The sequence below is a fragment of the Bifidobacterium tissieri genome, from assembly GCF_002259645.1.
GTDB lineage: Bacteria > Actinomycetota > Actinomycetes > Actinomycetales > Bifidobacteriaceae > Galliscardovia > Galliscardovia tissieri.
Genome location: NZ_MWWV01000009.1, coordinates 76,052 through 91,190, shown reverse-complemented (window position 1 = coordinate 91,190; position 15,139 = coordinate 76,052). Strand labels below are relative to the sequence as shown.

Sequence of the window (15,139 nt, the reverse complement as noted above, 5' to 3'; positions counted from 1 at the left end):
GGCGTTGGGTTTCCGCTTTACTTCGATAGTCCACTATGAACTGCTGCGATAGTCCACTATGAAGTGTTGCGATAGTCCCCTAGGGGGTGTCTCATTAGGTGTGTAACTGGTCTTGGCTGCCATCGGCCGTGACAGGTGTCTGGCCGTGTTGCTTCCGGGAGCGGACTTAGGAGGAGTGATCATGATCATGGTGGCAGGGAATGAGATATGGGCGCCTGCCGTCATTCCCTGCCAAAGGGCGTGGCAGGGAATGACAATACGAGATTTTCTGTCATTCTCTGCCACGAAATTCCGTCATATTTGCACGTAAATCCGGCGGATATGATGTGGGGTCCGGGGTTTTCTCGGTCTTGGGCGTGATAACGGGGTGACGGCCGTGGCAGAGAATGTCGTTGGAGCCGGTTTCGCGTGTTCTCTGCCAGACGATCGTGGCAGAGAATGCGCACAGCGCCCTGCTGATCATTGTGTGGCAGGAAATCGTGGCAGAGAACGTCGATTCGGGCGATACTGTCATTCTCTGCCATGACCCGTGGCAGGGAATGGTGTTGGAGCTGGTTTCGTCGTTCCGTGCCACGCCTTGCGGCAGGGAATACGCCGATCCGCTATTCGTCCGTTCCGTGCCATTTGGTTGTCTGCCACTTGATTGTCCGCTGTGCCACCTAGCTGTTCGTTCTGCATCATCCGGCTGTCCGTGGCTGTCCGCTCTGTGTCATCCTTGCCGACGGCGGGCTTCTTCGTCGTTTCCATTGTCTCAGTCGGCATGCTCATCACAGGCCCTTTTCCGCTGGCCCACGGACCGGCGGCCAAGACCAGTTACACACTTACCGAGACACTCCCGGGCCGGGGAAAATCGTTGGGGGCTTGTCGGAGGATGGCGTTGGGTTTTCGTTTTACTTCGATAGTCCACTACCAAAGTGTTGCGATAGTCCCCGAAACTGCTGCGATAGTCCACTACCGAAGTGTTGTGATAGTCCCCGAAACTGCTGCGATAGTCCACTACCGGGTGGTGGAGGATTGCGGAACTGCTTCGATAGTCCATGTGGTTGGGAAGCGGTGTGATTTCTTGGTTTTGGTGTGTGCTACGGCCGCCTGAGCCGGAAGAATCGCTGCGATGACGCGCTGTGACGGTGGCGTTGGGTTTCCGCTTTACTTCGATAGTCCATTATCGGAGAGGGAACGACGTGAAAAGTGCTTCGATAGTCCACTGGGGAACCGGCCTGACAAGGCCGAAGTGTTGCGATAGTCCCCGAAACTGCTGCGATAGTCCACTAGGCTGAGCCTCAAACTGCTTCGATAGTCCATGTGATTGGGAAGCAGTGTGATTTCTTGGTTTTGGTATGTGCTACGCTCGCCTGAGCCGGAAGAATCGCTGCGATGACGCGCTGTGACGGTGGTGTTGGGTTTCCGCTTTACTTCGATAGTCCATTATCGGAGAGGGAATGACGTGAAAAGTGCTTCGATAGTCCACTGGGGAACCGGCCTGACAAGGTCGAACTGTTGCGATAGTCCCCTAGGCTGGGGTCGAACTGCTTCGATAGTCCACTATCAAAGTGTTGCGATAGTCCTCTGGGCTGGGGCAAACTGCTTCGATAGTCCCTGTGGGTGTGGGCCTGCGGTGTGTGGATTGTTGGATCCCCAGTGGCGAGTTCCCGTGTACCCCCTTCAGAGCGTGCTCTGGCGTTGGTCGGCAATGTGGTCGAATGTGGCCCCCTCACGGATATATATTGCAATTACTGGGATTGATAATCACCTGTATGACCCGCTGCCATCGGCGATGCGCTTAGGGGGTACTGACCCCGAATTCCTGACCCTACGATGGCTGTACTCAACCGAGAGACAGCAATGGAGGCTGGGAATGAAGGGTTTTCTTATTTTGGTGCAATTGTCGTTGATTATCGAGGCATCGCTGGGTGAGTTCATCAGTCGATTGATCGCCGGGCTAATCGCGTTCCTGATGTCGCTGGGAGCGCCGCCCGGTGCCCACGACGATTCCCGGCCGGCGGATACGTCTGGCGGAGGTTGGGGCAGGGCTGTGACCCATGTGCTGACCAACACCGCTGATGCGCGCATCGATGTTGTTGCCGAGGCTTCCGATTCCGGCGGGAAGCGCGTGCATATTTCCAGCAGCCGGTTCATCGTTGCCAAGATCGAGCCGGATGCGGCGGAATTCAATGAGGTCTCTGCCGCATCACAGGCCGATGCGATCAACCCCGACGGCAGCGTAGGCGTTCGGGATGGCGGTGTGCAGTTCGTGCTCTGGCCGGAATATCATGCCGCCGACGGTGCCTGGTACGTCTACGAACAGCGGTTCACTGAGCGCAATGATGATGGGACGTGGAAGGACGAAGGGCGTTGGTATCAGAGCACGCTAGACGCTGATGGCATCGAAGGCGATGCGTGGATCGAATCGGAGGCACCGAATCTCAATGATGGCGGTTCCTGGTCGCCGATGCCACAAGGATGTGATGGACAGCTGAGCAACGGAGCCCGGTATTGCGTGGCCTCGCAGACAGAAGAGATGGAATATGCCTACTGGGGAAGCAATGGCGCTACATCGAAAGTGTATTTCCCTGTCGATGTTGACGACTACACCCAGCCATACGGCGCCCATCCGTTCAAATATCGGGTGACGATGTCCCGTCCCTCACCGGCCGACGAAACCAGGGGCAACGTGTTCTTCGGCCGCGATATCGCGGAGATCACCACGGAGGTGAGTCATAAAGCCGATTCTTATTGGCGAGTTAATAGTGCATTTGTTACTCAGTTAACGGATATCACGGGTAAGGATCTGATTACGATGCCGCCGGATTCAAATCCTGAGGAGTCCGATCGGTCGTTGGGCGATCTAGACGCAGATGGATTGACTGCTGACGAGACGAATGTCAACAACAGCCAAAGCGCGGTCTCCGCCGGCGGCATCGTATCCCCGCAGGTTTCCAACATCGATTCGATCACCGTTGATCCCAGCAAACTGATGGTCGGACGGGCACAGAAGCCGGGGGAGTTCAAACTCCTACTGACGGCATTGCCCAACGATCGGGATGGCGTATCCACCACGGCGGAGATGACGCCCATGCCGAACCGCGGTTTCCGCATCAACGATGATCGCATGACCATGGGCGAGGACTGGTACGGCGGGAACGATCAATCATTCGCCTTTCAACTCAAACCGGGCGATATGGGCACGGATTTCATGAAGCCTGACCCCACTGTCAAAACCGACCCCACAGGCTCCCCGTCCTTGACACACACCGCCAGTCGTCTGAACGCGCATCTCACCATCGCGTATACCACGTACGACATATCCCCAGGATACGGCTCGTCGTCCTCCCGATGGTTCTCATACCAGCTCTGCGAACAGAGTTCGGGCGGCGGCTGCGTCACGCAACAGGACAACAGCGACGGCAAGGTCGCCTATGATCTGTCCCGATTCGTGATCTGGGTACGCGGCGAAATCGACGAACGCAACGCCATGACGCTGTCCTCCGACAGCTACATCGTCAGAACGCATGACCGGTTCGGCAACGATCTGACGCAGAACGGCGCAACGGAAGGCGAGCGCGGGCGGTTCGACGCCGAAACGCTCACGTTCGCACCACGGTTCGTCAATGCGATATGGGGACGGTTGTCGTTTCTCAAACGTAACGAGCAGGGGACTCCGCTGCCTGGCGCGGAGTTCACGTCCGACGATCTGTTGATCGCTCCGATGGACAATGGCGATAGTAATAACGGCAACGGTAATGGCGACGGCAGTAACGGCCAGTCCGGTTCGTACATGCATGTCCCGGAAGGATATCCAGGTGCCGGGAAGACCATGATTTCGGGGTCTGATGGTCAGGTACAGGTTTTCGGCATCGATCTGCTCGACGTGTTCGGATACGATGACGATCCGAATTCGGAGCAGTACGGGGAGCTGTTGCGCGAATCCGTGAGCTATACGATCACCGAGACCAAGGCCCCTCCCGGGTACCTGCTGCCGGTCGGTGAGCCGCCGAAGTTCCATGTGATTCTGCACGCTGACGGCACGTTGACCTATCGTCCGATTTCGGGATTGATCGGCACGCTCTGTGAAGACGGGAAGAACAACAGCAGTGATTGCCAGCTCGCCGTGGTGAATTCCGGATTCCGTTTGCTTAAGGTCGACGACAGCGGCAGTCCGCTTCGCGACGCCGTCTTCCAGATCTTCGAGGGCAGACACTTGCCGGACGCTGACAACGAGGACGGTTCGATTCCCGCGCAACCGTTGGCCTTTGTCCCGATCGCCGGCACGGGATCCTACAATTACGCACCTGTCGACACGGGCGGTGCAGACGACACGGGTGGCACTGACGGTACGGGTGGCACTGACGGTACGGGTGGCACGACTGATCCGGGCGGCACGACCGTCGATCTCATCACCGATGAGCGTGGCACGATCAGTGTGCATAATCTGCCGAACGGCACCTATACGATTCGGGAGATTCGTACGCCGGTCGATGGCGACGGCAGAGAGCTCTACGCCAACAAGAAGAACGTATGGATGCTCGTCACCGTTCACAATGGCGTGATCAGTCTTGCCGACCAATCCGCTGACGATGCCGAACCCGATGCCGGGAACGGGAACGCCGGGGTTGACGGCAATAGTGCGATCGGCTCCGATGTGGCGACCGGATGCGCAACCGTCACGAAGGATTCACGTGCCGTCATTGATACCGCGTCGACGTTGCCAATCTGCGTGGCCACCGCGACGAATCATCCTTCCGTGGTTGAACTGCCGCTGACCGGTGGCAGCGGTGCATTGGTGCAATGCGCGCTGATCGGGATCATTCTGCTGATCCTGGCCGGCGAATCCCGCATCATCGCGGCGTTGCTTAGACGCCCATACCGTGCGTAATCAGCGATCAGCAATGAAAGGAGACACTCATGAAGACTGTCATGAATGCAACAGGTCGTGCACACGCAACGAAGCGTGTGCCTCTCTCGAAGATCGTCACACGTATCGTCGGCATTGTCGCCGCAACGATGGTGATGACAGGCTTGACGATGCCCGGCTGGGGAATTCCGTCTGCGGCCGCCGCTCCGGTGCCGGACGCGACCGAGAATCATCCGGTCACGGGCACGTCCATCACCATCACCGCCGACACCAGCGCGCAGATTCGCGGGCGCACGTTCGCCGCCTACCGGCTGGGAACATACACCACATTGGCGAACTCCAGCTCGGCGGGGTTGGACACCATCACCGAACCGGCCTCCGCCTACCGAAATATCCAAAACGCCATGGCACAAGCCAATCCGGCATATAACCCCGACGTCGGAGGGGATCCTCTCGCCTGGGCGGTACAGGTCGAGGGGCGACTCGATCAGGTCACGGCCTCACCCTGGACCGGGCTCACCCGATCATTCGCCATCGCTCTCGATCCGAACGAACTCGGCACTCCCGCATCCGTCACCGCGAATGACGACACCATCGTCGCCACCGGGGAGAAGGTCACGGTCACCATCGACGGTCTGCAACCCGGACTGTATCTGGTCGTCGATGCCACAGTCCAGCACAACGCGGAACGGAACAATGCGAGCGATTCCGAATCATGGACCAACTCCATCCGCATGGTGGTGGGCACCAGACTCGAAGTGTGGGACGCCGAAGCCGACGCATCCACAACACTTGCCGACGGCGTGATCAACCTCAAGAACCAGTCCGTTCCCATCCACAAGCAGATCGTCGACCCCGACGGTCGTCCGCAACCGGAACCCGACTATGGCGTCGGCGACACCATCTACTACGAAATCACCTCGACCGTACCCATCTACACCGGGTATGCGTCCACCGGTCGCGTCTATCAGATCATCGACACCATGAGTCACGGATTGACCTACGGAAAAGTCGTTGCGGTGAAGGTCGGAGAGACGGCGCTGACGGAATCAACTAACGGCGGTGCGGGCGACTACACGGTCAGTGTGCGTGACACCGTGTACGAGTCCCGACAGGGCGCGGGAGGTCAGGTTCCCGACGCCGTGATCGGAAAACCCGCCACGGAGATCGCCATCGATCTGGGAAATTACGTGAATCAGAACGAAGGAACCCAACCGTTGCGGGAAGGCGCGAACGTGGTCGTGACGATCACCGCCACGCTGAACGACAACGCCGTCGTATCCGAGCCGAACCGGCCGCAGGCCAACCCGAACAAAGTGGATCTGACCTACTCGCATAATCCCGAAGACCTGACCGATCGAATTACCGTGCCCGGCGGCGAAGTGAACGTCTACACGTTTCGTTTCCGTCTGCGCAAGGTTGATCTTGGCACTCATCGGCCGCTGGCGGGGGCGAAGTTCATCGTAAAGTCGGCCGAACGGGGATATCTCAAGGAGTACGGTCCGGCGGGTGCGGCTGATGGTGCCGGCAATGGCGAACAGGACGGCAAAGAGGGCGAATCGTCATCCGTCGGATGGCGGTACACGCAGAATGCGGCTGACGCCAAGACTTTTGTATCCGACGACGACGGGCTGATCGACGGACTGACCGGATTGGACGCCGGGTCCTATACCGTGACGGAAACGCAGGCCCCCGACGGGTATCAGAGTGCCGTGCTTCCCGAATTCGGCTTCGCCATCACCGCCGACTATCGGCAGGATTCCAGTACCCGGCCGGACGGGACGACCGCGTGGGGCGATCATCATCTGACGACCGTGACGTTCAGCGCCCCCGAAGGGGATTCGTGGAAGCTGGTGACGCAGGGAACCGGTGACGCCGGCGGTGACGCGGCCGGAGGAACCGATACGACTGGCGATGTCGTCGACGCGGATTCGGCACCCACCTTCGAATACATCGTCGGCAACGTACGTAATGTGTCGGCCTTGCCGAAGACCGGTGCGGCCGGAGTCGTGATGCTCGCGCCTGTCGTGGCGCTGCTTGTAGCCGGTGCGGTCGTCCTGGGCCTTCGCATCCGGGCGTTGCAGCGAAGCGATATGTAGAAAAACAGAGGGCGCTCGCCCCGGTCAACGATGATCGGGATGGGCGCCACCGACCAAAGGAGGTCATCATGTTCACCACTGAGGAACGCCAATATCTCAATTCATTGCCGGCCGTATACCATGTCGGTGCCGAACGCATTCTGTACACCGACGAATTCAAATATGCGTGCATCACCCGATATCTCAACGGCGAATCCCCGACCGCGATCTTTCGCGAGGCCGGTCTCAATCCGGAACTGGTGGGTCGCAAGCGCATCGACCGGTGTTTCGCCCGCTGGTGCGAATCGGAGGAGATCCGTCGGCGACTGTCCAAGCAGGTCCATGCGCGGCATGCCGGCCCGGATGGTGGTGTTGATCCGTGTGATGGTACTCAGCCGTACGCCGAAGCTGTGCCGGGTGACGGCATGGACGAGATCATGCACGGCCCGACGGGGAACGAGCCGCCGATGACCGGGCCGGCCGGAGTGGACGCCCCGCGGGGTATAGGGGAATCCTATGGATTCCATTCCCACGTCGGGAATATGCAGACGGATGTCGGTCGGCCATCCATTGTCGGGCCCACGAGCGCCGGAATCGAGAAGTCGGGGCACGCGGATGCCGAGTTCGGGAACGCGGAGATCGAGGCTGCCGGGTTTAGACATCCCGCGTATGGCATCGTCGGGCAAGTCAACGTCGATCATCGTGACGATGATGCCGGAGTCATGGCATACGCCAGCCATACCGAATCGTTGGAGGGCGTAACGCATCGTGGCATCTGCCCCAATCGAGACGGCACGGATTACGCTGGCATGGATCGCGCTGACACGAACTGTGCTGATGCAGACTGCAAAGGCCCGGATTGCGACGCGACTTCTCGCGAGAGCAATCTGCTGTCTGCCAAGGATGTGCGACGCATTCGCCGAACCGCCGTGGCGGGCGCGGTTCGTGGCGAGGCCACCGCGCATATGTGGGATTGGGGCGAACCCGATTACCGCGAACGTCTGATCGAGTATCAGATCAAACGCATCGACGCGTTGGAACGCGAGATCGCCCAACTACGCAACGACACCGCCGCCTACGCCAGCGTGGCGAAAACGACGTTACCGAATGTCGGCCGGCAGATGATCGGCGATGAATGAGGCCAGTTCGTGTCCCATGCGCTCGGCTTCGGGGATGCGAATGTGTCCGGGAGTGCCCGTGCCATTGGACTCATACAGGAAATGCAGGATCCTCGGATCGTCGATGGCCCGGCATACGTCGTCGATCGCCCGATCCCACGCCGCGTCATGACACAGGATGGTGGTGGACAGCACCAGCAGCGCATCCGGATAGATTTCGCGCAGCCGTTCCACGAACATCCGATAATGATCACGCCATGTCACGGCCGCCTCGCCATCGTAGTCGTCGGCCATCACGTCGATCGGATTGCTGTCGTTCTGCCCGATGGCCACCACGACCACATGCGGGATGAACCGGTTGAAATCCCACGGCTTGGAATCGCCGAGCGTCGGGTTGTATTCCAGCTTGTCGTACGTATCCTCCAGCCCCACATAGTCGGGGCCGTTGAACCAGCCGGTGCCGTCCAGCAGTGCGATGCCGCCCTGTGCCACGTCATGCAGTTCGGCATTGAGCTCGCGCGCCGCGAACGCCGCATACGAATACCAGGCGTTCGTATACTGCCCGTTGTTGTCATCCGGGTCGATCCGGCCACAGCAATGCACCGCCTCGGCCACCTCGCCGGCCGACACCGAATCGCCATACACCTCCATGCGCAGCCGTGGTCGCGGGGCGGCCGGAGGCAGCACCTGCACCCCGACATTCGTGCCGTCCACGGTGAATCCCAGCAGCTCCACATGATGGCAGGCGTCCTGACGTTTGAACACCGTGACGGTATGCATCACCGGCGTCAGACCGTCGGCCAGCACGATTTCCGTTTCACGGTCGTCGCATGGAATATCGACCTTCCGCTGGCAGCCGTCGATCACCACGCCGATCGCGTTCTCCCAGTAGTTGTGACGATTGATGAGCTGCATGCGCAGTGACGTGCCGAAGAACCGGAATTCGATCAGTGTATACGGGTAGATGAGTACCGGACGCTGCGGATCGTCGAAATCCACACGACCCGTATACCGCAATGCCGGATCGTCCGGCAGGATATGAACGCGGCGGGGGAGCGCATCATCGGCGTGCGTCGAACGGGTCGCGTCCATAAGCGCAGGATTCATACTGATGGGCTGGGACTCTGCGTTGACCATGGGTTTCCTTTCTGAAGCGTGTCTTAGCGTTCGCGTGTGAACGGTTCGGCCGGGAGCCCGGCGTCGTTGAACAAGGGCGCGGGGCCCCAGCTGAACCAGCCGTAGCGTACGGCGCAGGGCTCGGGCACCGCCGTCGACCAGACCTGTACGCGTCTGCGTCCGGCGTCGTTTCCGCTGCCACTGTCGTGCTCATCGTCGGCCAGAATACGCGCCGATGCCGCATGCCAGACGCCGTCGCCGCCTGACAATGCGAAACCGGAAGCATCGGCAGGAAGTTCGGCCGTATCAATCGGCGACCCCAGTGCGACGTCATCGCGATTGATGCCGAGGTCATCACCGTTGTAATGGCCGAAATGCAGTCCGTCGGCATGACGGAATATCACGATAATGCCGTTTCCGTCAGCGCGGACACATGCGGTGGATTCCGGTCCGTCGACCACCGGACCGTTGCCGGTGAACATGCCATTGTCGCTCTCGTCGCCATTGTCGCCATTGCCGTATACGCGACGCAACGCCATGGCGGCCAGACGATCGCCCACCGTCTTCTTGTCAAGCGGATGGATGTTGTCGAATTCGCCACAGTCCAGGGTGACCACGATATGCACGTCGGGTATGGTGCGGGCGGCGTCCATCTGCGCCGCGCGGATGACCGGCCAATGCATGACGTCCCGTCCGGCGTCGGCCTCGCTTTTGGCGATCCAGCGCGGCAGCTGCACGATCAGGAACGGCAGCCGGTCATTCCACAGGCCACGCCATTCGTCGATCATGTCGCCGAGCAGTGTGCGATAGCGCTCGCAGTAGGCTTCATCCTCTTCGCCTTGATACCACATCACGCCGCGCACGGTGTAGGGGGCCACGCGCGAGACCATTGCTTCGAAGGCCCCGCATGGGCGGTACTGGCTGAACGGGGTCATCGGCGGCGGCCACGGGCATTCACCGTACTGGGCGTTCAGCGTCTCCCAGGTGACATCGGGGTCGGCGGTTCGCGCGGCGTCGATGTTCGCGTTCCACGCGTTGAAATTGGTCTGCCAGGTGGTCCAGTCGTAGCGCATCGCGTCGAGATCCCGGCCTGCCACCTGATCGTCGTACCGGTTCAGATATTCGCGTCCGGCCGCGGATGTTTCCAGACGTTGGCGGCTCATCCAGCAGGTGATCGATGTGCCACCGATATAGCAGTCCACGATGCCGACGGGTATGGTGACTTCGGTCGTTCCGGCGAGTTCGGCGCGCAGTCGGTTGGCGAAATAATAGGCAACGGCAGACATGACGCCTGCGGACTGCGGCGTGCAGACGGACCATCCGGACTTGCGTTCCGCACGCTCGTCGACAGCGCCGGTTTTGGGGGTGTTGTAGAAGCGCAGCAGCGGGTCGTGCGCATTGTCGACTGCGGCCTCGGGGTGCAGGCTGTTGCGCAGTTCGAGTTCCATGTTGCTTTGTCCTCCGGCCAGCCAGACCTCGCCGATGAGGACGTCGTCGAACTGAACCGTTTCCGTGCCGTCCGTCACGGTGAGGCGGTGCGGTGCGGCGCAGGCTCCCATGGCGGGCAGCGCCACCAGCCAGCGTCCTTCCGTCGTGGTCCTGACCGTGGCCGTTTCTTGGGGCGTGCAGCATGGTGCGTGGGATATTGCGTTCCTCTCGGACGGCGGGGAGGGAAGGATGCTCGCCGTGATGGGTGTCCCCGGCGTTGCGGTGCCGAATACGGCGATCGGACGGTGTCGTTGCAGCACCATGTGGTCCGAGAACACCGCCGCCACGGTGAAATGCGTACGCGCATTGCGGGGGCTACGGTCCGTCTCCTCGGTCTGTGCGGCGGTCGTGTCGTCCGTGTCCGTGAGTGAACTGCCCGGCGCGGGACCGGTGATGATTGACGCTGTCATGTTCGTTCTCCTTCGAAAACCTTGAAACCGAATGCGCAGGTCCGGGGTGACATTGGTCCGCCAGTGATGCCGAACCCCTTTCAAGGCTCTGAGCTTGTCAAATCAATGCATTAACCGTTTAAGGAAAATCATACATTACGGTGATGCGATTTCGGCGTGTCGTCGAGTTTTTATTGAAGGGCCGGATTGTGTGCCGAGGTCATAAAATATTGAAAAATCAACGATCTGTTGCGATCCGGGTAGTGTGTGGGGCTGTGGGCTGGGGTGAGGCTATCGACGTGGCGTGAGCGCAACTTTACTTAAGCGGTTGACATACTGAAAAACATGACTTAAAGTAAGAGCAATCAAGTCAAGCACTGAACAAAACGCAGGGTTTGACTATTCACGCAAGCGGTTCATTGACGATATCGCCCGTGAATTGGCGAGGCCAGTGACGGCCCCGGCACGTCTCAGCGATTGAGAGGAACGGAATCATGAACGTACTGAAGAAGATCTCGGCGGCGGTTGTCGCCGGAGCCTGTCTGATCAGCCTCGCGGCCTGCGGCGGCAGCGCCAGCGGCGAGGCCACCGATCTCACTTACCCGGAGATCAAGCTGGGTGAGACCGGCAAGGATCTCAACACCACCATCAAGCTGTTCAACCACCGCACCGACATGGCGCAGGCCACCTACCCGGGCACCAACTGGGACGCCTACATCAAGGAGTTCAACAAGGTCTACCCGAACATCAAGGTGGAGGTGCAGACCAGCTCCAACTACGCCAGTGACGCGCTCACCCGCCTGCAGGGCGGAGACTGGGGCGACATCATGATGATCCCCGCCGTCGACGCATCCGAACTCGGCACCTACTTCCTGCCCTACGGTTCGCTCGACGACATGAAGAAGGAGATCAAGTACGCCACCAACCAGCGTTACGACGGCAAGACGTACGGCGTGCCCAGCGCAGGCAACGGCATGGGCGTCGTCTACAACACCAAGGTGTTCTCCGACGCCGGCATCACTGACCTGCCCAAGACCCCGGACGAGTTCATCAACGATCTGAAGCTCATCAAGGACAAGGAGCCGGGCGTCACGCCGATGTACACCAACTACGCGGCCGGCTGGACCATGACCGCGTGGGACGCCTACATCGGCGCCACCTCCACCGGCGATGCCAAGTACCTGAACCAGAAGCTGCTCCACACCAAGAACCCGTTCTCCGATCCCGGCGACGGCACCCACCCCTACAACGTGTACAAGGTGCTGTACGACGCCGTGGCCAACGATCTCACCGAGGAAGACTACTCCACCACCGACTGGGAGACCAGCAAGGCCAAGCTCAACAACGGTGAATACGGTGCCATGGTGCTCGGCGCCTGGGCCGTGGCGCAGATCAAGTCCGCCGGCGACAATCCCGATAACGTGGCCTACATGCCGTTCCCGATCACCGTGGACGGCAAGCAGTACAGCTCCTCTTCCGCCGATTACGCCTACGGCATCAACAAGGACTCCTCCAAGGAGAACCAGGAAGCCTCCATGATCTTCGTCAAGTGGATGACCGAGAAGTCCGGCTACGCCATGAACGAAGGCGGCATCCCCGTCAAGCAGGGCGACGACGAACTGCCGTCCGTGTACGAGCACTTCAACGACGTGACCTTCCTTGAGGACGAGCCCTCCGTGGACGGCGAAGAGGATCTGTTCAACGACCTCAACTCCGACTCCGAGTTGGCCATCAACGCCGACGGCAGCTCCCGCCTGCAGGCCGTGATCGAGGCCGCTGCCAACGGCACCAAGTCCTACGACGACATCGTCAAGGAATGGAACCAGCAGTGGAACTCCGCTCTTGACACCGAAGGCGTGGACGTGAAGTACACCACCGCTGAGTAAGGCGACACGGGGTCTCCGCCCCGCCAGTCACACGCATACACCAGCCGAGGTGCGCGCCAGGGACACCAGGCGCGCACCTTCCTTCCCACACATCCCCACACACATCCGACAAACGGCGGCTGAGTCGGCCGCATCGGCAACATGGAGCACGTCATGACGACGACAACAATGGATGCGACGGCATACGCCGCAGTTCCCGAAAACCACAAGCCCAGGGACTGGCGCAAGGCACTGATCATCGTGGCCTTCTGCGCGATTCCGCTCACCCTCCTCATCGTGTTCACCTACCTGCCCTTCGGCAGCATGGTGAGCTACAGCTTCTACAAGATGAAGTACATCGGCACGCCCCGCTGGGTGGGCCTCGACAACTACGTGCAGGTGTTCACCCGCCCCGACACCCTCTCCTCGCTCAAGCTCAGCCTCTATTACGCGGTGGGCGCGCTCATTCAGGTGGCGCTCGCCCTGTATCTGGCCACCATCCTGAGCTTCAAGGTGAAGGCCGGCAACTTCTTCAAGGGCGCGTTCTTCTTCCCCTACCTGATCAACGGCATCGCGGTCGGCTTCATCTTCAAGTTCTTCTACACTCGCGGCTACGTGTTCGACACCGTACTGCAATGGTGTGGCTTCGATCTCAACCACCTGCCCTACTGGCTCATGGACCAGTCGATCAACAACTGGTCGCTGGTGGGTGCCTCCATCTGGCGCTACCTCGGCCAGACGGTGATCCTGTTCATCGGTGCGATGATGTCGATCGACGGATCGCTGTACGAGGCGGCCGAGCTTGACGGCGCGAACAAGTTCCAGCAGTTCCGCCACATCATCCTGCCGAGCATCAAGACGATCCTCGTGCTCAACGTGATCCTCGCGATCACCGGTTCGCTCTCCGCCTTCGAAGGCCCGTACGTGATCACCTCCGGCGCCAACGGCACCGCCACATACTTCGTGCTCATGGATCGCCTCGCCCACGTCAACCAGAAGGTGGGCCTCGCATCCGCCATGGCCGTGGTCCTGCTCGTCATCATCCTGATCTGCGCCATGCTGCAGCAGCTGTTCTTCAACTACCTGTTCCGCGACGCCGACGACGGCGTGGCCAAGGCCCGCAAGAAGGCCAAGAAGGCGCAGCGCCGTCGCCAGCGCGTGGCCGCAGGCAAGGCCCCGCTGTTCCGTAATTCGTCCCCGGCCGCGTCCGACGCGGCATCAGCCAAGGAGGTGGCGTGATGAACGCCGTGAAATCCGCAACCCGGTCCGAGGCACGCCGCGCCGCACGTGGTCAGGTCTCCAACGCCGATTATTGGAAGACGTTCTTCTACAACGCCAAGGTCTGGTTCTTCATCTTCCTCAAGTACTTCAGCCTGGTGTTCTGCGCCTTCTGGTTCCTGCTGCCCGTCGTCAGCTGCTTCGTGACGGCCGCCAAGACCGAGAAGGAATACCAGAACACGTCCGTCATGCAGATGCCGGAAAACTGGCTGAACTTCCAGAACTACTTCGACGCGTTCCGGCTGTCGAACATGGCCGTGGCGTTCCGCAACTCGGCGATCGTGCTTGTGTTCGTGCTCATCATCACCACGCTGATCGGCACGCAGCTCGCCTACGTGCTCAGCCGTTTCCAGTTCCCCGGCAACACCGCGATCCGCGCCCTGTTCACCGTGGCCGCACTGCTGCCCGGCATCGCAATGCAAGTCTCGATGTACAAGATCATGACCAACCTGCATATGGTCAACACGCTGTGGGGATACATCATCATGATGTGCGGCACCGACGTGATCTCGATCTACGTGTTCATCCAGTACTTCGAGAACATCCCCGTCTCGCTTGACGAATCCGCGATCATGGACGGCTGCTCCTACTTCACCGTGTATGCGAAGATCCTGCTGCCGCTGCTCAAGCCCGCCATCGTCACCTGCCTGATCCTCAAGGGCGTGGGCGTGTACAACGAATACTATGCCGCGAATCTGTACCTTCAAGATAAATCGACATTGGGTACGGTAGCCATCTCGCTGTACTCGTTCACCGGCCCGCAGGGCAGCAAGTACAACCTGATCTGCGCCGGCGTGATCATCACGCTGCTGCCCATGCTCATCCTGTTCCTGATCTTCCAGAAGCAGATCTACAACGGCATCGCCGCCGGTGCCGTCAAGGAGTGAGATCGGTCGAACCGAACGGCTCCGTCAATGATGCCGCGGGAAACGCGTCCCGCGGCATCATCGTATCC

At 60.1% G+C, this 15,139-nt stretch carries 8 protein-coding genes; 6 read left to right on the top strand and 2 right to left on the bottom strand.

Translation table 11 applies throughout. The features are described from left to right. Nucleotides 1-1,384: 1,384 nt before the first annotated feature. From BTIS_RS07295 to BTIS_RS07285, 3 genes are all read left to right on the top strand, one after another. Complete coding sequence (locus tag BTIS_RS07295; RefSeq protein WP_143248903.1) at nucleotides 1,385-4,873, top strand: prealbumin-like fold domain-containing protein; 3,489 nt, start codon at nucleotides 1,385-1,387, stop codon at nucleotides 4,871-4,873. 29 nt (nucleotides 4,874-4,902) lie between these two features. Next, complete coding sequence (locus BTIS_RS07290; RefSeq protein WP_094664094.1) at nucleotides 4,903-6,951, top strand: isopeptide-forming domain-containing fimbrial protein; 2,049 nt, start codon at nucleotides 4,903-4,905, stop codon at nucleotides 6,949-6,951. Nucleotides 6,952-7,019: 68 nt separating this feature from the next. Then, a complete protein-coding gene (locus tag BTIS_RS07285; RefSeq protein ID WP_094664092.1) occupies nucleotides 7,020-8,069 on the top strand; it encodes a hypothetical protein in 1,050 nt (349 codons plus the stop codon). Here the strand turns inward: BTIS_RS07285 and BTIS_RS07280 are convergent. Both BTIS_RS07280 and BTIS_RS07275 read right to left on the bottom strand, forming a co-directional pair. Next, nucleotides 8,031-9,185: an SGNH/GDSL hydrolase family protein gene (locus BTIS_RS07280; protein WP_245819357.1), complete on the bottom strand. Its 1,155-nt coding sequence runs from the start codon at nucleotides 9,183-9,185 to the stop codon at nucleotides 8,031-8,033. The two genes, BTIS_RS07285 and BTIS_RS07280, sit on opposite strands and share 39 nt — an antisense overlap. Nucleotides 9,186-9,208: 23 nt before the next feature. Next, on the bottom strand, nucleotides 9,209-11,062 hold the full coding sequence (locus tag BTIS_RS07275) for a sialate O-acetylesterase (protein WP_094664090.1): 1,854 nt from the start codon (nucleotides 11,060-11,062) through the stop codon (nucleotides 9,209-9,211). Nucleotides 11,063-11,535: 473 nt separating this feature from the next. On the opposite strand from BTIS_RS07275, the gene BTIS_RS07270 reads away from it, so the two are divergent. The 3 genes from BTIS_RS07270 (at nucleotide 11,536) to BTIS_RS07260 (ending at nucleotide 15,071) form a co-directional block, all read left to right on the top strand. Continuing rightward, the gene (locus BTIS_RS07270) at nucleotides 11,536-12,927 is read left to right on the top strand and encodes an ABC transporter substrate-binding protein (RefSeq protein WP_094664088.1); all 1,392 of its coding nucleotides are present in this window, start codon (nucleotides 11,536-11,538) and stop codon (nucleotides 12,925-12,927) included. A gap of 153 nt (nucleotides 12,928-13,080) precedes the next feature. Then, the gene (locus BTIS_RS07265; protein ID WP_094664086.1) at nucleotides 13,081-14,145 is read left to right on the top strand and encodes a carbohydrate ABC transporter permease; all 1,065 of its coding nucleotides are present in this window, start codon (nucleotides 13,081-13,083) and stop codon (nucleotides 14,143-14,145) included. Then, nucleotides 14,145-15,071, top strand: coding sequence for a carbohydrate ABC transporter permease (locus tag BTIS_RS07260; RefSeq protein WP_094664084.1), 927 nt, complete (start codon nucleotides 14,145-14,147; stop codon nucleotides 15,069-15,071). The genes BTIS_RS07265 and BTIS_RS07260 overlap by 1 nt, the downstream gene beginning before the upstream one ends. Nucleotides 15,072-15,139: the final 68 nt, after the last annotated feature.